The 20,051-nt window shown below is 64.0% G+C and carries 18 protein-coding genes; 11 read left to right on the top strand and 7 right to left on the bottom strand.

The window, feature by feature from the left end:
• Nucleotides 1-6 precede the first annotated feature (6 nt).
• From ATE48_RS02730 to ATE48_RS02705, 6 genes are all read left to right on the top strand, one after another.
• Nucleotides 7-300, top strand: coding sequence for a hypothetical protein (locus ATE48_RS02730; protein ID WP_156767566.1), 294 nt, complete (start codon nt 7-9; stop codon nt 298-300).
• Nucleotides 297-1,757 (top strand): proton-conducting transporter transmembrane domain-containing protein, encoded by a 1,461-nt coding sequence (locus tag ATE48_RS02725; protein WP_066767560.1) that lies wholly within the window; start codon nt 297-299, stop codon nt 1,755-1,757. Before ATE48_RS02730 ends, ATE48_RS02725 begins: the two co-directional genes overlap by 4 nt.
• The gene (locus tag ATE48_RS02720) at nt 1,754-3,241 is read left to right on the top strand and encodes a complex I subunit 5 family protein (RefSeq protein ID WP_228126754.1); all 1,488 of its coding nucleotides are present in this window, start codon (nt 1,754-1,756) and stop codon (nt 3,239-3,241) included. Before ATE48_RS02725 ends, ATE48_RS02720 begins: the two co-directional genes overlap by 4 nt.
• Nucleotides 3,238-3,501 (top strand): hypothetical protein, encoded by a 264-nt coding sequence (locus tag ATE48_RS02715; RefSeq protein ID WP_066767554.1) that lies wholly within the window; start codon nt 3,238-3,240, stop codon nt 3,499-3,501. Before ATE48_RS02720 ends, ATE48_RS02715 begins: the two co-directional genes overlap by 4 nt.
• Nucleotides 3,485-5,176: a proton-conducting transporter transmembrane domain-containing protein gene (locus tag ATE48_RS02710; RefSeq protein WP_066767553.1), complete on the top strand. Its 1,692-nt coding sequence runs from the start codon at nt 3,485-3,487 to the stop codon at nt 5,174-5,176. The genes ATE48_RS02715 and ATE48_RS02710 overlap by 17 nt, the downstream gene beginning before the upstream one ends.
• 153 nt (nt 5,177-5,329) lie before the next feature.
• A complete protein-coding gene (locus ATE48_RS02705) occupies nt 5,330-5,734 on the top strand; it encodes a Ros/MucR family transcriptional regulator (protein WP_066767552.1) in 405 nt (134 codons plus the stop codon).
• 524 nt (nt 5,735-6,258) lie between these two features.
• Here the strand turns inward: ATE48_RS02705 and ATE48_RS02695 are convergent.
• Nucleotides 6,259-6,729 (bottom strand): SufE family protein, encoded by a 471-nt coding sequence (locus ATE48_RS02695; protein WP_228126753.1) that lies wholly within the window; start codon nt 6,727-6,729, stop codon nt 6,259-6,261.
• Entirely contained in the window at nt 6,722-7,783 is a 1,062-nt protein-coding gene (locus tag ATE48_RS02690) for a hypothetical protein (protein WP_066767549.1), read from the bottom strand. The genes ATE48_RS02695 and ATE48_RS02690 overlap by 8 nt, the downstream gene beginning before the upstream one ends.
• 156 nt (nt 7,784-7,939) lie before the next feature.
• Between ATE48_RS02690 and ATE48_RS02685 the strand changes: the two genes are divergently transcribed.
• Nucleotides 7,940-9,097 (top strand): sensor histidine kinase, encoded by a 1,158-nt coding sequence (locus ATE48_RS02685; RefSeq protein ID WP_066767547.1) that lies wholly within the window; start codon nt 7,940-7,942, stop codon nt 9,095-9,097.
• On the opposite strand, the gene ATE48_RS02680 is transcribed toward ATE48_RS02685, so the two are convergent.
• Nucleotides 9,094-9,939: a hypothetical protein gene (locus tag ATE48_RS02680; RefSeq protein ID WP_066767545.1), complete on the bottom strand. Its 846-nt coding sequence runs from the start codon at nt 9,937-9,939 to the stop codon at nt 9,094-9,096. The two genes, ATE48_RS02685 and ATE48_RS02680, sit on opposite strands and share 4 nt — an antisense overlap.
• 51 nt (nt 9,940-9,990) lie before the next feature.
• On the opposite strand from ATE48_RS02680, the gene ATE48_RS02675 reads away from it, so the two are divergent.
• Complete coding sequence (locus ATE48_RS02675) at nt 9,991-10,341, top strand: DUF1491 family protein (RefSeq protein WP_066767543.1); 351 nt, start codon at nt 9,991-9,993, stop codon at nt 10,339-10,341.
• A 73-nt stretch (nt 10,342-10,414) separates the two neighbouring features.
• Nucleotides 10,415-12,019: a peptide chain release factor 3 gene (locus tag ATE48_RS02670; RefSeq protein ID WP_066767542.1), complete on the top strand. Its 1,605-nt coding sequence runs from the start codon at nt 10,415-10,417 to the stop codon at nt 12,017-12,019.
• Nucleotides 12,020-12,166: 147 nt separating this feature from the next.
• Here the strand turns inward: ATE48_RS02670 and ATE48_RS02665 are convergent, their stop codons facing one another.
• From ATE48_RS02665 to ATE48_RS02650, 4 genes are all read right to left on the bottom strand, one after another.
• Nucleotides 12,167-13,252 (bottom strand): DUF2336 domain-containing protein, encoded by a 1,086-nt coding sequence (locus tag ATE48_RS02665; protein ID WP_066767539.1) that lies wholly within the window; start codon nt 13,250-13,252, stop codon nt 12,167-12,169.
• Between the two features lie 66 nt (nt 13,253-13,318).
• Nucleotides 13,319-13,762 (bottom strand): PAN domain-containing protein, encoded by a 444-nt coding sequence (locus tag ATE48_RS02660; RefSeq protein WP_066767538.1) that lies wholly within the window; start codon nt 13,760-13,762, stop codon nt 13,319-13,321.
• A 36-nt stretch (nt 13,763-13,798) separates the two neighbouring features.
• Complete coding sequence (locus tag ATE48_RS02655; RefSeq protein ID WP_066767537.1) at nt 13,799-15,616, bottom strand: ABC-F family ATP-binding cassette domain-containing protein; 1,818 nt, start codon at nt 15,614-15,616, stop codon at nt 13,799-13,801.
• Nucleotides 15,617-17,644 carry a transglycosylase domain-containing protein gene (locus ATE48_RS02650; RefSeq protein ID WP_228126752.1) on the bottom strand — a complete coding sequence of 676 codons (2,028 nt, stop codon included), beginning with the start codon at nt 17,642-17,644 and terminating at the stop codon, nt 15,617-15,619.
• A gap of 313 nt (nt 17,645-17,957) precedes the next feature.
• On the opposite strand from ATE48_RS02650, the gene ATE48_RS02645 reads away from it, so the two are divergent.
• Nucleotides 17,958-18,332 (top strand): hypothetical protein, encoded by a 375-nt coding sequence (locus ATE48_RS02645; protein WP_066767532.1) that lies wholly within the window; start codon nt 17,958-17,960, stop codon nt 18,330-18,332.
• A gap of 782 nt (nt 18,333-19,114) precedes the next feature.
• The gene (locus ATE48_RS02635; RefSeq protein WP_066774531.1) at nt 19,115-20,035 is read left to right on the top strand and encodes a DnaJ C-terminal domain-containing protein; all 921 of its coding nucleotides are present in this window, start codon (nt 19,115-19,117) and stop codon (nt 20,033-20,035) included.
• Nucleotides 20,036-20,051: the final 16 nt, after the last annotated feature.

Below are 20,051 nucleotides of genomic sequence, written 5' to 3'. Positions count from 1 at the left end.
CCGATCTTGGCCGCTTGTGCCGTGGCGCTGGTGATGATCGGCGCAGCCGCGGTGTTGTTGTTGAGTAACGCGATTAAGCGCCTTGCGGGATTGCTGATCGCTGGCTTTGGCGCGATCGGGGGCTTGGCGGCGCTTGGCGCCTCTGATGGCGCGTTGATTGTTGGCGTCGCCGTGTTGTTTGCGCAGACAGCTATCGGCGCGGCGTTAGTGGTGCGTTTGCAGGAGGCTTACAGCGCCATCGACGCGGTGGAGATCGATGCGGCGGATGCTGACGACGACGCGCAGGATCGTGCGTCATGAGCGCCGCTTATCTCGAACTCGCACGCGAACACGCGCCCTTGTTCATGATCTTGGCGCCTTTGATTGGCGCGGCGCTGATGCTGGTGAGCGGGCCGGCGCGGTTGAGCTGGATCGTCGCGGCGCTGGTGGCGAGCGCAGGCGCGTTGGTGGCGGTTGATTTTGCAGTGCGCGCGCTCGCGGGTGTGCAGCCGATCGCAGTTGTGGGCGTGATGCTTCATGTCGACGGTATCGGCGCGTTTGCGGCGGCGCTATTGGCGGTTGTCGCCGCGTTCGCGATCTGGGCGGTGGGCGCTACGCTGAAGGATGGCGGCGGCGCGGCTGCGCCATTGTCGCTGGCGCTGATGCTTGGCGCCAACGCGGGCTGGACCGGCGCATTATTGGCGGGCGATTTGGGCTCGATCATCGCGGCGGTTGAAACGGCGTGGCTCGCGGCTGTCGGCGTGGTTGCGACCAACGCCGGTCGTGATCGAGCAGCGCTTAACGGCGCTCTGCGGATGCTCAGCCTCGGCGGGATTGGCTTTGCCTTGATGCTGCTTGGCGCGGGGTTGTTTGCGCGCGCGGCGGGCACATCGTCGATGGAAGCCTTGACGCTCGCGCATATTCGGATGCCAGGGCTCGCAGGCGCAGGGGCCGGACTGATGATCTTGGGCCTCGCTGTGAAGGCAGGTGTTGCGCCACTTCACGCGTGGGGGGCCGCGGCGCTTGGGCGCTCGACATCGATGGTGACGTTCGGTGTTGGGGCGCTTGGCATTGTGGGCGCGCTTGCGGTGATGTCGCGGCTGGCGGGCTACGTCATGGTTGCGCCGGAGATTGGCGAAGGCATTCAGGCGGCGCTTGCGGCCATCGGGGGCGTGAGTGTTGTGGTTGGCTCCGTGCAGGCGGTTGGGGCGCGCAATTTATTGCGGCTGACCGCGTATGCGGGTGTTTCCCAAGCAGGGTGCGTGTTGCTGAGTTTGGCGCTGGGCTCGCCTGCGGGCTTTGCAGCGTCGATGGTGCAGCTGGTGGCGTTCGCGGCGGCGGCGTTGGCGCTCTATGGCGGCGCATCGGCGGGACGCGTGCAGACGTTGGCGATGCTCGATGGCTATGCGCAGCGGGCGCCATTGGCGAGCGCGGCGATCACGGCGGGCGCGCTGAGTTTGATGGGCGCGCCGCTGACGATCGGATTTCTGGGGCGATGGCGGTTGGTTGAGGCTGGTGTCGGCGCAGGTTGGTGGTGGGCGGCGGGTCTTGTGATCATCGCCTCGCTTGCAGGCGTGTTTTACGGCGGCCGTTTGATCGAGCGCATGTACTTCCGGCGCGCCAATGCCGCCTATGCGGGCGAGGGCGGCGTGTGGCGCGTGACGCTGGCGCCTGCGTTGATTGCGGCGATCGCCGCGATTGGATGGGGCCTGGCGCCGGGTGGGTTGCTGCGCGCGGCGGCCTCCGCATCGCTGATGCTCGGAGGGATTTCACCGTGACGGTTGAGATCGCTCTCTTCTGTATTTTGGGTGCGCCACTGGTGCAGGCGGCGCTCATCATGCTCGTGCAGAAGCCGCCGGGTTTGCGCGACCTGATCCACATCTTGTTCTCGCTCTTCACTGGCGGATGCGCGATCTATCTGGCGAACGCTGTCGCGCACGGAGAGACGGCGCGCATTGTGTTGGCGCGGCCTTTGCCCAACGTGGATCTTGCCTTCGCGATCGACCCGCTGGGGGCGATGATGGCGGTGGTGCTGACCGGACTTGGCGTTTTGCACGCGGTTCATGCTGCGGGGATCGTGCGAGCCAAACAAGAGAAGGCGCCGGCTCGGCTGCTTGCGTTTATCGCTTTGGCGATGTCGGGCGTCACGGCTGTGGCGTTCTCGGCAAACCTCTTCAGCTTTTTCGTTGCTTACCAAGCGTTGTCATTGGCAGCGTTCCCGCTGGTTGCGCATCGCGGCGATGAAGAAGCACGGCCCGCTGCACGCGCGTTTTTGGCGACGCTGCTTGCAAGTTCGATCGGGCTCTTCCTGCCGGCGATGATCTGGACCTACGCGATTGCGGGCGCGTTGGATTTCCAGGCGGGCGGGGTGTTGGCCGGACGCGTCGATGCGTTCACGGCGAATGCCTTGCTGGTGTTGTTCGTTCTGGGCATCGCCATGGCGGCGATACCGCCGATGCACCGGTGGCTGCCGGCATCGAGCACCGGGCCGTTTCCGGCGCTGGTCGCGATCCAAGCGCTCGCGGTTTTGCCCGCAGGCGGTATCGGGATTTTGAAAGTGGTGACGTTCGTGTTCGGCACCGCGATGGCGGAGGCGGTGCTGGCCGCGCAGGCGCTGATCGTTCTCGTTGGCATCGGCATGATCGGCGCGGCGGTGATCGCACTTTCGAAGCAGGATATTCGCGAGCGGCTTGCCTACTCGGTGATGGCGCAATCGCTGGCTGTGGTGATGGGCGCGTTGCTGGCATTGTTGCCGGGACAATACGCGGCGGCCGGTTTGTTTGCGGCGGCGTTGCAGATTGTGGCGCTGGCGTGCGCGGCGGCAACTTTGCTGATGGCGGCAGGCACGACGGCGGCGATCACCGGGCGCACGAAGGTTGCGGACTATGCCGGCCTTGGGCGGGTGATGCCGTGGACGTTCGCGGGCTTTGCGATCGCGTCGGCGAGTATGATCGGCATGCCGCCGTTCGCTGGCGCTTGGGCAAAGCTCTGGCTGATTGCGGCGGCGGCTGGATCGGGCTTGGTTTGGGCGGCGGGACTTGCGAGCGTCGCTGCGATTTTGACATTCATTCACTTGGGACCGCTCGCGGCGAATGCCCTTGCTGCGCGCGCGCCGACGGACGCGTTCAAGCGGCCTGACGGCGCATCGATCCTGCTGGCGGCGCCGGTGATCCTCGCTGCGGCGGCGACGTTGTCGTTGCTGGTGCTGGCCGATCCGCTCGCGATGTTTCTATCGCCAATCTGGACGCCGGGGTCGCCATGAGCAAAGCGCCGCCTCCACCGCGCAGTGGCGTCACCGGCTTGTTGTGGGTGTTCTGCGCTACCGCGCTGCTGATCGGCTTGGGTTTTGACCTCGGCGCCGGCGCGCGTGTGAAGTTCTGGATAGGCGATCAGCCGGGATCGGCTGCTGCAGTTGGCGCGACGGCCGTGCTGTTCGTGTTGTTGGCGACGCAGGCCGCGCGGTTCGCGCTCGGGCGGCGCCGGAAATTCGAAGAGGAGCACGCTGATGATCCTCACGCTTAATCCGGGATTTGTGCCGATCATTGCGGCGCTGCTGATTTTGGCGACGCCGCGGACGCTGCGGTCGCTGGTGATCGTGGCGGCGGCGCTGATCTCGTTCTGGCTGTTGCTCGATTACGAGTTCGGCGCGGCGGCGACGATGGCGCAGATGGGATTGCCCGTCGTGCTGCTCAATCTCGATGAACTCAATCGCATCTTCGGCATCGCCTTGTTGATCGCGCTGATCGCGATCGGGATTTATTCCGGCGCGCGGCGCAATCGCTATGAGGACGCGGCGATATTGTTGCTGGCGGGAAGCGCGGTTTCGGCGCTGTTCGTGGGCGACCTCATCAGCTTTGTGGCGACGCTGACGCTTGGCGGGCTTGCGGGATCGTGGGTGGTGTTCGCTTCGCCCCTTGAAGGCGCGGGACGTTCGGGCGCGCGGCTGCTGATTTGGAGCGGCCTTGAAGGTTTGCTCTTTCTCGTTGGCGTTGCTTTTCACATTTCGGTGGGTTCGCAGGCGGCTGTCGTTGCGCGCTTGGACATTACATCGATCGGCGGCGCGTTCATCTTTGCAGCGCTGATGATCCGCGTTGGCGCGCCGCTCGCGCATGTGTGGCTGAAGGACGTCGTCTCGCACGCCTCGTCGACGGGCGCGGGGGCGCTCTCGGTGTTCACGACGATGATCGGCGTTTATGCGCTTGCGCGCATGTTCCCATCCGAGCCGATGCTGATTTGGGTCGGTGGCGCGATGATGTTGATCGGCGCGTTCTACGCGGCGGCCGAGGACGATCTGCGGCGCGCTGCTGCGTATGGCGTCACCATGCAAACGGGCTTGTGCACTGCGCTGATCGGCATCGGTACGCCGCTGGCGTTGGCGGCGGCGGAAGGGCACGCGTTCGCGACCATCCTTTCGTTCCTGGCGTTCCAACTTTTGCTGGGCGGTGTTTTGGAGCGGCGCGGCAACGTCAATGTTTCGCAGCTCGCCGGCAGGGGCCGGACGATGCCGATTACGGCGTTTCTGCTTGTGCTTGCCGGGCTCGCGGTCTCGGCGGCGCCCGGGATGGTGATGTTTGCGTCGCAAGCTGCATCTCTGGACGCGGCGGCGCAGTGGGATCTGCGCTGGCTCTGGACGATCATCTGGGCGGCGCCGGCGGTGTTGTTTGTGTCGTTGCTTGTGCGCGCGTCGCTCGCGGCATTCACACCGACGAGCGAAGTGAAGCCGATTTTGGAGGCGCCATTCTCGAAATTGCTCGGCGCAGGGTTGGCGCTGTTCTTGTGTCTTGCTGTTGGCCTCGCGCCGCGTTGGTTGTTCGATCTGATGCCGGCGGAAATTTCGTTCCAGCCATTCGTGCTCGATCGGGTGACGCCGCAATTGCAATTGCTCGGTGGCGCCGGCGTCGTGTTCTTGTTGTTGCGGCTCGCGCGCGCTGCACCGCGCGACGAGCGGGTGCGATTGCTCGATATCGACGCGCTGTACCGCGGACCGCTTGCCGAGGCCGGGCAGTGGGCCGGGGTGTTGGCGCTGCGCGTCTACGGCGCTTGGCAAGACTGGACGCGGCGCGCTTCGCATGCGGCCGGGCGCTCGCTCGAGGCGCTGGCGAACGCGTGTGACCGGCCCTACGCGGGATCGAGCGCCGCGGTCACGTTCGCCTGCATCGGGGCCGTGGTTTTGGCGATGCTTTTCGTTCGCTCGTAATCATCTATCTGGTCTAGGCGAGTTTCGGATTCGACCTTCGTCTTTCTGTTACAGTGAACACACATTCAATATTTGCGCTCGCTTTTCACTTGCAAGAACTGAAACTATACTCATACAGTATCTGAGCTTCACTTGCAGATCAGTGATTAGGCGATGGACAACCAGCGCGACTTGGTGCGCATGGCCGCGGAAATCGCGGCCGCTTACGTTTCGGCCAACCCGGTTCAGGCGCAGGAGCTGCCTGCGCTGATCCGTACCGTGCATAGCGCGCTGCTGGAGGTTTCCGGCGTGACCGCCGTGGCGGCGGAATCCGTGCTCGAACCTGCTGTTTCGATCAAAAAATCGGTGACGGCCGATTACATTATCTGTCTGGAGGACGGGAAAAAGTTCAAATCCCTGAAGCGCCATTTGCGCACGCGCTATGCCATGACGCCGGAGGAATACCGGACCAAATGGAGCCTGCCGCACGATTATCCGATGGTCGCGCCGAATTACGCCAAGGAGCGCTCGAACCTCGCCAAGCGCATGGGCCTTGGGCAGACCCGCAAAGGCGGTTGAGGAAAATCCTATAATTAGGAAAAATCTACCCTTCATCTCTGATGGGGCCGTACGCATGCTGTCTGCATGGACGGTCGGCCCGGACAAAATCGGCGTGGTGGGATGAGCGTGTTTTTCAAACGCGCAGAGGGCGCGGCTGCGACCGATGCGGCGGCTCGCGGCGTTGCGCGGGCCGAAAGGCCAAGTGTGGCTTAGCGCGGAGGAGCGCGGTGCGGCGGGCATGCTGCGCGCTGATTTTGGCGCGGGCGAAATCGGGGTGGTGCGTGGATCCGATTGGATGGCGGCCGATGGGATCGACGCGCGGCGCGTCGATCCCACAGGAATTGGCAATGGCGCGGCGATGCGATTGGCGAGGGGGTGTCGCTGATGCATTGGCGCGTTTGGCCGCGCCGCCGCGGCGTGTGGTTGAGCGCGTGTGTTTGTACGAGGAAGGACTTGACGCGCTGGAACGGGCTTGAGGGGTGGCCGATGCAGTGGCGTAAGGTGGCGCTAGAGCTTGGCTTGGCGCAGCTCGCTGCTGATCTTTAGGTGGCGGCGCGGGCTTGGTGCTGGATGCGGCTCATCATCGAGAAGAGGCCGTTGGAGCGCTGCATGGTCAGCGCGTCCTGAAGGCCGAGGCGTTCGAAGACAGCTTTGGGATCAACTGAAAGAATCTCCTCCGGCGTGCGGCCCGAGAAGATGCGGAGCAGCATGGCGATTTCACCGCGCACCAGATGTGCGTCGGAATCGCCCCGAAAGAAGAGCTTTTCCGGTGTTTCGGCGTGGCGTTCGCTGACGAGCCAGACGCGGCTGACGCAGCCACGCACACGGTTGTCATCGGTGCGCTCGTCATCGTTCAAAGGTTCAAGTGCACGCGCAAGCTCGATCACATGCGAAATGCGCTCCTCCCAGTCAGGGAGGAGCGCGAAATCGTCTGCAAGTTCTTCGATCGTTTGATCGATGCTGGCCATGGGCTTCAAATGCGCCCTGCGGCGCATCTGGGCAAGGTCAGTCACGACCGCCGCCGTGGCTGCCGGGGGCCGGCGTCATGGCGGTGGTGTCCGGCTGAGCGACGGCGCCAATGCAGGTGCCGATGTCCCGGAGGCCGTGTTGGCCGAGGCAGAACGCGTTCTCATAGCGGAAGCGCGCGGCCGACATGCATTGATAGAGCTGCAGCTGGGCCATCTCGAAGCAATCGCGTGAACGCGGATCGGCGATGAGGCGGGTCACGGCGCTTTGGTTGGCGTCGACGGCGTCGAGCGCTTGCAGCGCGGCGACGGCGGCCATGCGATCGAGAGCTTCACCGCGCGAGGCGTTGACGCGCCACGAGGCGGCTGCTGGCGTTGAAGAGACTTCCACCACTTGCTGACCGCCGCGAACGGCGTCCCAGAAGCGGCGGCCGCCGTAGACGGACGGATCGCTTGAGGGCGAGAGGCTGAGCGGCGTCACAGCAAGGCGTGGCGCGACTTCGGTTGGAACCGCGTTCGACGGCGCACCGTCACGGCCAAGCGTACGAATGCGTTGGACGCGAGCGGCTTGTTGCGGGGCAACGGCGTTGGCCCAGCGCTGGCTTTGCAGCGAGTAAGCCATTTCCTGGTAGCGATCGGCGACGCTGATGATGCGGGCGCTGTCGGCGTTGGCGGAGGCGAGCAACATGTTGGTTGCTTCCTGGCCGCCGCGGAGACCGCGTGCGTAGGACGGATCGACCGAGACTGCCCAGATGACGGCGTCGCGGCCGTAATAGGCTGCAGCGTCGCGGACGCCTTGGACGAAGGCCGGCGATTGGGCGGCGGTGTTGGCGCCGTAAGCGACCCAGCCGCGCGTCAGTGCATCGCGGTTGTGGCGTCCGACGCGATCAAGTGCGGTTTCGAGGCCTGCCGCGTCCCGCATGGTTGAGGAACGCAATTCTGTGACGTCGCTTTGATAGGCGGCGTAGGCGGTGACTGCTGTTTGCAGATCGCCTGAGCTCGTTGCCGCCGCTTCCGTGGCGGGCGGCGTTTGAGCGTTCGCGGCGCCGGCGCCGAGAAGGGCGACGACCGCGGTTGTGGTCCAGACCGCAATGCTTCGCATCGGCTTCTGCTCCTGATCCTAGTTTGGTGAGTCCGCTTCCGAGCACGACTCAGAACGGGCACTCTCTCCCCCGGCGCGTTAAGAAGTCTTTTACTCGCGAGCGACGTTTAAGTGTCAACACAACAGGCCGTAACGCCAGGTGCAAAAGCAGCGCCAATGGCAGCGACGCTGTCATGGGCGGGCTGGATTTGGGCCGCCGGGATCGTTGTGGCGGCGGCTGGCGCTGTTTTTGGCGGTGGAGAGCAGCGGGACGTGGCGGCTGCGGCCGCATTAGCGTTAGCGCCGGCGCTGGTTGGATTCGTCTTGTTGCCTTGGACCGGGCTGCGTTGGGCGGCGCTTGGTCTCGTTTTGGTGTGGCTGGTGACGGTTTTGGGTCTGGTCGCGGGAACTGGCGGCTGGGGCTCGCCGGTGGCGGCGGGACTACTCGTGCCGGTGGCGCTGGCGCGGACGCTGGGGCGCTGGACCCGGATCGCGGGTGTCGGTGCGGTGCTTGGGTACGCCGCGGCAGGCTTAGTGTTTCCGATGGGAGGCGGTGGCGCGCTGGGACCGTTTCCGGTGTTGCTGACTCTGCTTTCGCTGGGACTGTCGATGTGGCTGCTGGGATTTGCCCAGCGTGCTGAGAGCCGGGAGCGGGCGATGAGCCATCGCATTGCCGAGGTGTCGCATGAGTTGCGGACGCCGCTCACGCACATCCTCGGTTTTTCAGAAATGATTGAGCGCCAGATTTTCGGCGAAGTCGGCGCGCGCTACGTTGAGTATGCGGGGCTCATTCGCAAGAGCGGCGCGCATCTCTTGGGCCTGGTGAACGACCTTCTGGATTTGTCGCGCATCGATGCCGGCAAATACGAGTTGCAGCTGGGTGCGTTCGACGTGCGCACCGTTATCGAAGACGTCGTGCGCGTTTCGATCGATAGCGCCGATAAAAAGCAGATCGCGCTTGGGATGCTGACGCCGGATACGGCGCTGAATGTGATGGCGGACGATCGCGCGCTGAAGCGAATGCTGATCAATACGGTCGGTAACGCCATCAAGTTCACGCCCGAGGGCGGGCGCGTGATGGTGCAGGTGGCTGTCGTGAACGGCGCGCTGCAACTCGATACGATCGATAACGGACCGGGAATTCCGGAGGCGGAGCGGGCGACGCTTGGGCACGCTTACGAGCGCGGTTCGGGGGGCGCGCGTGCGGAAGGGACAGGGCTTGGATTGTCGCTTGTGCGCGCGCTTGCGACGCTGCATGGCGGCGAATTGAGTTTTCACGAAGCGCCAGGTGGCGGCGCGCTTGTGCGGCTGACGCTGCCGGTGCTGGCCGCCTAGCGGCGGATGGTCAAGAACGCGCGTGCGGCGGCGACGTCGCCAACTTCAACGAGCAGACGTTGCGAAGAACGGCCGCTTTGCAGGCGGATTTCGACGGTTTCGCGCGGATCGAGCGTGACGAGATCGCGAAAGGCCGTGTCCGGGAAGGTGAAGACGACGAATTGCTGATTGTCGACGCGCTCGGTGGTGCGCGTCGATGGAATGGTGAGCGAGGTTCCCGGCGCGGGCAGGCCGGCCTCCAAGCCCTGCGAAATGCGCTGCGTTAGCGCCACTTCGCGGACGGCGACGCGCGCGCTGTCGCGGAGAATGAGCTGTGCCGATGCGGGGCCGGTTTCGTTGCGTGCGACCGGGATCGCGAGCGTCAGGCGCTGGAGTTCGCCGCGCTGACGGACGCCGAAATTGGCAACGAGCGGCGCGTCGATGACTTGGCTGAGCCGCCAACCGCTGGTGTCGACGGCGCGGCGCGCGCGCCAGGAACGACCCCAGCCGGGAAAGTCCATGGCGCCGACATTGATCCAGGAGGAAAAGGCGCGGCGTGCGTCAGCGGCTGCCGTTGCGGTGCGCTGGTCGCCGCAGGAGCGGCCGCGTGCGGCGCTGACGGCGGCGTCTTCGAGTTCGCGGACATTGGCGCTGGTCCAGCCCGAACGCAGCAGGGCGCCGCGTGCTTGCGCGAGGCCGACGCCTAGCGCTGAGCGTATTTCAGGTGTGAAGAGGCGGCACTGCGCGTCAGCTTCCAGGAGGCCGCGGCGTTCGACGAACGCAGTGCGCGCGTTCGGTTCGGTGGCTGAGGCAACCGAAGCCGTTCCCGAAACCAGGGCGAGTGCAAGGAAAAGAAAGCGCATGCGAGCTGGAGAGGTTAAACTAAGGTTCTTTCGTTCTGATGAACGGCGGTCATGGAAGAGCTTAAGACAGATTTCTGGGCGAGCGCGCTGATCCGACGGGCGGAGATTGCCGGTGCGTTCGCGGGGGTCGTCCATAAGGGTGACCCCGATGCGGGCGCCGTGCTGGTGAAGGTTGCGACCTTGGATCGGAAAGCGCGGCTTTATGGGCCGGCGCGCAATGGCGATGGCGAACGGATTTGGCTGGATCTATCGGCGGGCTCGCTGGGGGACCTCGAGAGCGACGTGGATGAGTATGTCCGCAAGCGCCGCCAGGGCGATCCGGACCTCTGGGTCATCGAGATCGAGGACCGCCAGGGGCGCCATTTTCTGCAGGAGCCGGTGGATTCTGGCGCGGCAATGTAGGCCTGCGCGCCCCGGTGTTGCCCGTGCGGGCGCCAGGGCGTAAACGCGCCGCTTCGCTTTTTAACGAGACCTAATGTCCGCCGACCCCGCCACCGAGGCCGCCCGCCGCCGCACGTTCGCGATCATCTCGCACCCTGACGCGGGCAAAACCACGCTGACGGAAAGCCTGCTTCTGGCCGGCGGCGCAATCCACTTGGCCGGCGAAGTTGCTGCGCGCGGGCAGGCGCGGCGGACGACATCGGACTGGATGAAGATCGAGCGCGAACGCGGCATCTCGGTGTCGAGTTCGGTGATGATGTTCGAGCACGACGGCATGGTGTTCAATCTTTTGGACACACCAGGTCACGAAGACTTCTCGGAAGATACGTATCGGACGCTGACGGCGGCGGACTCGGCCATCATGGTGCTGGACGCGGCGAAGGGCATCGAGCCGCAGACGTTGAAGCTGTTCGAGGTTTGCCGTCTCCGGGACATTCCGATCACGACGTTCATCAACAAGATGGACCGTGAAGCGCTCGATCCATTCGAGCTGCTGGATGAGATCCATTCGAAGCTGGCGATGGACACCGCGCCGATGTATTGGCCGGCCGCTTCGGGTCAGCGCTTTGCCGGGATGCTCGATCTTACGACGGATGAGTTCGTGCCGTTCCGTCGCTTGGAGCATGGCGAAGAAGGCTTTGCGATCGAGGCGCGCCAGAAGCGCGGCAGCGAGGGCTTTCTAGCGGGCGTGCGCGATGATGTGCGGGCCGAGCTTGAAGAGACGGCGGAACTTGCGCGCGATGGCTTGCCTAAGTTTGATCTGACGGCGTTCCGCGAAGGCCATTTGACGCCGGTGTTTTTCGGTTCAGCGCTGCGCCGTTACGGCGTGCTGGAGCTGCTGGCGGGACTCGGTGCGAATGCGCCGCCGCCGCGGCCGCTGAAGGCGAAGGTGAAAGGCCAAGAGACTGAAGTGACGCCGGGGCGCAATGACGTCAGCGGCTTCATCTTCAAGATCCAAGCGAATATGGATCCCAAACACCGCGACCGGGTTGGCTTCTTCCGTATTTCATCGGGCAAGTTTCAGCGCGGCATGACCTTGAAGACGGCGGCGGGCAAAGGCTTCAACGTCCACAATCCGATGATGTTCATGGCGCAGGATCGTGAGATTGCGCAAGAAGCATTCCCCGGCGATGTGATTGGCATCCCGAGCCATGGCGGGTTGCGGGTCGGCGACTCGCTCTCGCAATCGGGTGATGTGGTTTTCCAGGGCATCCCGAATTTTGCGCCGGAAATTTTGAAGCGCGTGCGGGTGAAAGATCCGCTGAAGCAGAAGCATTTGCGCAAGGCGCTGGAGTCGCTGGGCGAGGAAGGCGTGACACAGGTGTTCAAGCCTGTGCACGGCGGCGATCTGGTGGTTGGCGCGGTTGGTCAGCTGCAGTTCGAGGTGCTCGATGAGCGTATGAAGGCAGAATACGGACTGGAAGTGATCTTCGAGACTTCGCCCTATCAGGCTGCGCGTTGGATCAGTGCGGAGACGCGCGCGGATCTGGAGGCGTTTATCGAACGATCCGCCTCGCAGATGGCTGAGGATGTCGACAACGCGCCGGTGTTCTTGGGCAAGAGCTCATGGGAAATCGGCTACGTGCAGGAGAAGAATCCAAAGATCAGGTTCAGCGACACCAAGGAACGCGCCGCTTAATCGTACGAAACACCTTCTCCAAGCCGAACGCTTCGTAAAAGCGTTTTGACGGTCGAAGTCGCCTGTCAGCAGAAATGGGCATGCGAGCTCAGCACCGGATGGGGTAGGCATGGGCGACTATGCGCCGCCTATGCCGGCAGGCAAGGCTCAAGCGGCGATCGCGGCGCTCTTGCGAACCTTGAAGAAGCGCATCGCGCGTTGGGCGGCTTCGACTGGAACGTTGTTGTACATGCGGCCGAACTCTTCGGCGCGCTGCATGGCTTCATCGCCGCCGCAAGAGAGCACAGCCAGCGTGACGAAGAGCGGACGTTCGATGCCGGCTGCGCGACAGATCATGGCGAGGCCGTCAATGTCGCGGCGCTCGATCAGATCGGCGACCGTTTCCGGCTCGAGATTGGTGATCTCTGCAAGGCCGTAGAGGAAGTGGGTCTGCTTGGCTTCGCGATAGAGCGAAACCAGCAAGCGGGCGTGGAGTTCGCCGCTGTTCTTCTTGGCTTGAATGAACGCCATCGCGTTCTTGGCTTCGGCGGACATGTCGCCGGCGGTTTGGCTCATGCGGGCGCGGGCTTTTGAGAGCGCTGCGTCCAACGTCGCGGGATCGACCGAGGCGTTGCGCTTCATGATTTGATCGCGAAGGGTGTTCTCGACGACGAAATACATCTCGTTGAGGAGATCAAGCGGCAGGTCCGAGCGCTTTACGACGCCTTCGTGCAGCAGCGTATTGCGGCGCGCGCGATCGACGGCGGCTTCCATGCTGGTGCGTGAAATCTTGGCGCCGTCGTTGCGGATGAGCGCGTCGAGAGCGTTGTCGTCGCCGAACTTCACGATGGCGTCCGAGACGGATTCTGTGACGTCCTCGCGCTGAGCGACGGCCTTGATGTGCGGTTGACTCTGGTAGGTGACGATCTGGAGCAGAGTTTGCTCGTCGAGCGCGCGGCTGCGCCTCAGGACAGGGCCCGCGATCTCGAACGAATGGTTAGCCAGATCGCGCATGAGGCCGACGGGGGCGTCTTTGGCATCGGCAAAGAGCTCGGAGAGTTCGGCCAGGACCGAGTCCTGCATTTCGGCTGCGACGAGTTGCAAGACGTCGTCGAACAGCGCGCTTTCGCGCGTATTGCGGCTGCCTGATGTTTCGAAGAAAAGATCTGTGACTTCCCGCAGCAATTCGCGACGCTGGTTGCTGTCGGTCGTGCGCGCCAGATCGACAAGCTTCGCAAACCGCGCGTTAGACATGGCCGAGAGATCTCCTGAATGCGCCGGAAATTAATGCGGGGTCGTAAACAAACCTTACCTGTAACGTCAGTTTCCGAGGCGAGAACGCAGCTCCTGCTCGGCGACGGGGCCGCCAAGAAGCGCCAGGGAAATCTCATCTTCTGGGCGGCCGGCGGCGACCGGTGTTTCGAGAGCTTCGTGTTCTTCAGCAATGAGCGCAGTGGGTGTCGCCGCCGGAACGGGCTCAAACCTTGCGCGCATGGAGGCCGGCGCACGCGCGCTGACGCCGGAAATTATGCCTTCCTGCGGAGTTGCGGCGGGTACGATGGCCTTGAATTCGCAGCTGTTGGCGTGGAAGCTCCACGCCATGCAAAGGGTGTCGTCGGTGCAAAGCCGCTCGCAATCGGTTGCGGTCTCAGCTTCGAGTGAGGCGTACGTGCCTCCGGGCCGGGCGACGTTGTTATCAGCCAACGCCCAGGCGGCGCCGATTTGGGCGATGGCGAGAACGGCGACTGAGGCGAGATAGCGCATAAACGCACGCTGCGCGTGTTTTGGTTAACAAGTGATTCACTCCTGGGCGCTGAGCGCCTCGCGCCGGAGTTCGATGTCGAGCCATTCCATCTCTGCGCTCTGGTGCTCGGCGCGCGCAGCCTCAAGACGGGCGGCGGAGGCGGCGAAATTGGGCGCGTTGAAAGCGTCGGGCGCGGCGAGTTTGGCTTCGAGAGCTTCGATTTCGGCGGCGAGTTTCGGCATCAGCACGTCGAGTTCGCCGGCGCGGCGTTCATCTTTGTAGCTGAGCTTGGTTTGCTTTTTGAGCGTTGCCGCTTGGGGCTTTTCGGCGCTGGCTTTCTTGGGCGCTGGGCGTGGATTGATGGCTTGGCCGTGCTCGCGCTCGAAATCGGCCCAGCCGCCAGGGGTCTCTACCCATTTGCCGTTGCCGAGCGGGCCGATGATCTGGGTCGCGACGCCGTCGAGGAAGGCGCGGTCGTGGCTGACGATGAGGACGGTGCCGTCATAGCTGGCGAGCATCTCTTCGAGTGCGTCCAGCGTATCCATGTCGAGATCGTTGGTCGGTTCGTCGAGCACGAGAAGGTTGGCTGGCTTTGCAAGTGCAATCGCGAGCGCCAGGCGATTGCGCTCACCGCCCGAGAGCGCTGACACGGGCTGGCGAAGTTGTTCAGCGGTGAACAGAAACTCTTTAGCGTAGGAAGCAACGTGGCGCGCGACGCCGCGGACGATGACCTGATCGCCGCCGGCGGGGGTCAGTGCGTCTTTGAGCGTTACGGTGGGATCGATGATGTCGCGGCGTTGATCGACGTAGGCGATAGCGAGGTTTTCACCGAGCCGGATCGCGCCGGCGTCTGGTTCACGTCGCTTCAATAGCAGCTCGAGCAACGTGGTTTTGCCGCTGCCATTGGCGCCGACAACGCCGACACGATCGCCGCGCGTGATGCGGAGCGTGAGGTTGGCGATGATGGGACGCTCGCCATAGGTTTTTGAAATCGCCTTGGCGTCGATGACGAGGCGCGCCGATTCATTGCCGCGCTCGGCGGTGATGCCGGCGGTTGGCGATGCGCTAAGTTCTTTGATGTGGCGACGTTCGGCGCGCATGGCGAGGAGCTTGCGGCGGCGGCCTTCGTTGCGGGAGCGGCGGGCGGTGACGCCGCGGCGCAGCCAATGCTCTTCGGCTTTCAGCTGTGTTTCGAGGCGCGAGAGATTGCGCGCGTCTTCTTCCTCGACGGCGTCAGCCCAGTCTTCGAAGGCGGCGTATCCGCGGTTGAGTTTCAGCAGGCGGCGCTGGCGCAGCCAAAGCGTGGCGGTCGACACGCGTTCGAGGAAGCGGCGGTCGTGACTGATGATGAGACAGGCGCCGCGCTGGCTGGCGACAGTGCGCTCCAATTGTTCGATGGCGGTAATGTCGAGGTGGTTGGTCGGCTCATCGAGGAGCAGAATGTCGGCGTCGGCGGCAAGGGCGCGTGCAAGCGAGGCGCGGCGCGCTTCGCCGCCGGAGAGACCTTGCGGCGTGCGCTCGGGGTCCAAGCCGAATTGCTCAAGCGCTGCGTCGGCGGCGTAGGCCGGCGCAGTCGCGGCGCTGCCGATGCGCGCGACCGATGGCGATTGGGCGTAGTCGCGCAGCGTCGCGAACCCGTCGAAGCTGGTTTCCTGCGGTGCGAATGCGATGGACGTGCCGGATTGATAGACGATCTCGCCGCCGTCCGGATCGGTGAGGCCGGCCATCATGCGCATCAAAGTTGACTTGCCGGCGCCGTTCGCGCCGACGAAGGCCGCGCGCTCGCCTTTGTGCAGCACGAATTCTGCGCCGTCGAACAGCGGCGCTTGGCCGAGCGTCAGTCTGAGGTTCTTTACGTGCGCGAGGGCGGACATTTAGTTGAAGATGTCGCCGAGATCCGGGAAACCGCGATCGTTATCGCCGCCTTCGTTGTTGCCGAAAGCGTTCGCGAGTTCATCGAAGAAGCTGGCCATTTCAACTTGAGCCGGCGTGTAGGCTGGCTGTTCGATGCCTGGCAGCGGGTGGTTCTCGATGCCTTGGTGCGCAACGCGCATGGTGTCGGCCCAAATTTGCGCGGGCAGCGTGCCGCCCGTGGTGCGGCCCATCGAGGTAAAATCGTCGTGCCCCACCCAAACGCCTGCCGTGAAGTCGCGGCTATAGCCAACAAACCAAGCGTCGCGCCAATCGGAGCTGGTGCCGGTTTTGCCGGCGATGTCGCGATCGCCAATGCGTGCGCCAGTGCCGGTGCCGCGCAGGACGACTGCGCCCATCATGCTGGTCATGCGGGTTGCGACTTCGGCGTCGAGGACGCGGGCGGGATTGTAGGGCGGGCGAACGTAGATTTCGCGGCCCGCTGAATTGGTGATGCGCGCAACGATGTGCGGATCAACACGCATGCCGTCGTCCATGTAGGTGGCGAAGGCGGTGGTCATGTCCCAGAGCGTGGTCTCGATTGAGCCGAGCGCGATGGACGGCGGCACGAACGCGTTGCGCTCCGGCATGTTGGCGATGCCGAGGCGGCGGGCGACGTCGGCAACGCGGGCTGGGCCGACTTCGTTGGCGACTTCCGCCGCGACCGTGTTGATCGAAAGCGCGAAGGCCGTGCGCAGCGTGACAGCGCCGCGATAGCCTTCATCGTAATTGCGCGGACGCCAGCCGTCGATAACGATCGGCTCGTCGTAACGGACATCCTCTGTGTCGAGGCCGGATTCGAGGGCGGCTGTGTAGACGAAGGTTTTGAACGTCGAGCCCGGCTGGCGGCGCGCTTGGGTGACGCGGTTGAACTTGGAGGTGTTGTAGTCAGTGCCGCCGACGAGGGCGCGGACACCGCCGTCGCGATCGAGCGCAACGTAGGCGGCTTGCAGCGGACGGCGGCCAAAGGCGCGGTTGCCGAGGCGGCGGCGAATGGAGTCCGCGGCTGATTGTTGGACTTCGCGGTCGATGGTCATGTGAATGACCAAGTCCGGCGTGTCGCGGCCGACAACGGCGCGCGCTTGCTCAACGGCCATGTCGAATGCGTAGCCCATTGCCCGTTCGGCGTTGGGACGTTCGACAACGCGAATGCGTTGCGCGATGGCTTCGTCGCGTTGTTCGCCGGTGATGTAGCCAGCCTCGACCATGGCGGCGAGAACGACGTGCTGACGCGCCGTGGCGCGTTCGAGGCTTTCGGTCGGCGCTGAACGTGATGGCGCCTTCGGCAGGCCCGCGAGCATTGCGGCTTCGGCGAGTGTGAGTTCGGTGGCGGGTTTGCCGAAGAAACGGCGGGCGGCGGCGTCAACGCCGTAAGCCTGATCCCCGAGATAGACGCGGTTGAGATAGAGTTCGAGAATCTCGTCCTTGGTCAGGCGCCGCTCAATGCGCGAGGCCAAGACCATCTCGCGCAGCTTGCGGTTCACAGTCTGGCGCGGCGTGAGGAAGAGGTTGCGTGCGAGCTGCTGCGTGAGCGTCGAGCCGCCCTGCACGGTTTCGCCGGCGCGCAGGTTAGCGAGGACGGCGCGCAGGACGCCGATGCGGTCAACACCTTCGTGTTCGTAGAAGCGCCGATCTTCGATGGCGAGGAATGCTTGCGGGACGTAATCGGGCAATTCGGAGAGGTGCGCGCGATTGGCGTAGTACGGGCCGCGGACGCCGAGGATTTCTCCGTCACGGTCAACGAACATCACCGACTCTTGGCGGTTCAGCGACCAGAGCGTGTCGGCGTCCGGCACGCGCGGTAGACCCCAATAAATCCAGAGCCATAGCGACACGACGCAGACCAGCACGAAGCCTGCGGCAATGCTCGCGGCTTTGCGCCAGGTGAAGCGTTCGCCCAACATCTGGTTGAGCTGCTGCTGCGCGGCGGCCGCGCGCATCTTCGCCCAGTCGATGCGGCTGCGAAAATCGGGCCGGTTATTGTCGGACAAGAGAGTCTCCGCGAGGGGGTGTCCAATAGAGGTATGGCCGAATTCTGGCCAGGGGGAACGCGGATAGGCATCCTGCGTATCCATATCGCTGCAGCGGAAAACATCGAAGTATCAAGCTCTGTTGCAAAATCAATCCGACCGAGACGGCGAGACGGTAGAGTTCCGGCACGGTCGAGATCTGGGATTTGAAGAAGGGAGCCGCCTTTGAGGACCGAAACGGCGTTTCGCGGCATCCTGGATCAGGCGCTGGCCGAGCTGACGTGCGGGCAAGGCGCAAGAGGGCGAGCGGCTCGCAAAAGCCCTTTCGGCACTGGTGAAGGCCGAGTTGGACGTTGCGGCATTCGATGGCCAGCGCGTGCTGGCTGAATGGCGCGCTGGGAGCGAGACGCTACAGTCTGATCTCAGTTCGTATGAATTAGGATTTGAGCTGGACGACAAGGTGATGTTCGGTCCGAGTGCGTTCGTGATCGTGCGCATTGAGGACGGCGAAACACGCCGGCTGGAGTTGCGTCGCGCACGAGAGCGATGGTGCGTTGCTTGGCGCCGCCGAGCCCAGCGCGCCGCCGTTTTCCAATCCCGCGCCAGCACCAGCGTTTGCAATTCTGGATTTGCCGCCTTTGCCTGGGGACGAAGCGGAGGGGCGGCCATTGGCGGGCGTATTCGCGTCGCTGTGGACCGGCTCGCCTGAAGTTTACGCGGGCGCCTTGCAGTCGAAGCGCGCAAGCGTGAGTGCGCCGGCGATCATGGGAGAACTGCAATGGCCATTGGGGGGAGTGGGAGTTGGTGCAGGCGGCGTCGTGCGCGTTTGTAGAGCTTGAGAATCGACGAGTTGCGAACGCTGTTGCGTGGACGCCAAGTCTCAGCCCACGCAATGGGCGAGCCATCCGGTGGGCGCGCGGATTGTAAAATTTGATCAGCGGTTGGCGCGCATGAACATCGGTGCGCATGAGTGGCAGGAAGCTCTTCACGTTGTTGTGCCGCCCTCGGGAGCGCAAGCTTCCAGCGTTCGCGCAGAAGCGGTGGATATAGCGTTGCCGCACGTGTCGGCGCGGCCATGGGCGCCGGCTCATGTGCGCGCGGTGCGAGGCGTTCGGGCGATGTGGCCCGTGAGTTGGGTGCGGTGCGCGCGTTTGGGCGGCGATTCTTCTTGGGCTGCTGGCGAGCCGCCTTTGGGGGGCGCCGGGGGAAAGTTACCTGCTTGAAGTGCTCGGGGGAGGGTGTGTGGTCCGCAGCGAAACGACCTCTGTCCCCACCTTTATATATATAGCGGCCGCACAAACGGCCGATTTTGGCTCTTTGCCTGGGTCGTTGCACTTCCGTGTCGCGCAACTGGGTGAAAGCGGCGCCACAGGGTTGAACACGGAGTTAACCATAACATTATAGTCGGGGAGGCCAGAATGGCTGAAAGCGCTGATTCCGATGTCCGGGCGGCGCGCGGGTCATCTCCCGAAGTTGGAGCGTGCTGACACCTTGAGCTGGGATCCATACGCCTCCCTCGGCGTCAGCCGGACCGCTAGTGCGGACGACATTCGGCGCGCCTATCGAAATCTCGCGAAGGAGTTGCACCCCGATGTGCGCCCTGGCGACAAAGCCGCTGAAGAGCGGTTCAAGCAATCGACTGCCGCTTTCAACCTTCTCTCCGATCCGTTGACGAAGCAGCGCTTTGATCGCGGTGAGATTGATGCGGATGGCAACGAGCGCATGGCGTTCAATGCGCGTGGACCAAGGCAAAGCGCGCGCGCGCATGCGGGCGCGGGGGCTGGACCTGGTCCCAGTGGCGGGGCCGCAGGCGCGGGCGATCCGTTTGATCTTGGCGATATCTTCTCGGACCTGTTCGGGCCAGGGTTTGGCGGTGCGCGTACCTATTCGCGCATGCGCGGGCGCGACATTCGCTTTACCCTCGACATCGATTTCCTTGACGCCATCAATGGCGCGAAGCGACGGATTTCGCTCGCTGAAGGGCGCACGTTGGACGTTGCAATTCCGGCTGGCGTTGAAACGGGGCAGGTGCTGCGGCTCAAGAATCAGGGCGGCGCGGGTGTGCAAGGCGGCCCGGCAGGCGATGCCTTGGTCGAACTCAAAGTGCGTCCGCACGCGTTTTTCCGCCGCGAAGGCCAAGACGTTCACATGGACTTGAACATCTCGCTGACGGAGGCTGTGGAAGGCGCGCGCATTCAAGCGCCGACTCCGGGCGGGAACGTCTCGCTCACCATTCCAGCCGGTTCCAACACTGGAAAAGTGTTGCGTTTGAAGGGCAAGGGTGTCGCCGGACAGGGCGATCAATTCGTGCGCCTTCAGGTTATGCTCCCCGAAGCCACGGACGAAGACTTGCGTAAGTTTGTCAAAAAGTGGCCGAAACGGGACTACACCCCGCCGAGGCCGAATAGTTAAGGCAAAGCGGACGCTG

The sequence above is a fragment of the Candidatus Viadribacter manganicus genome, assembly GCF_001679665.1.
Classification (GTDB): Bacteria; Pseudomonadota; Alphaproteobacteria; order Caulobacterales; family Aquidulcibacteraceae; genus Vitreimonas; species Vitreimonas manganica.
Note: the sequence above shows the minus strand (reverse complement) of the source record. Positions and strands in the feature narration are given on the sequence as shown.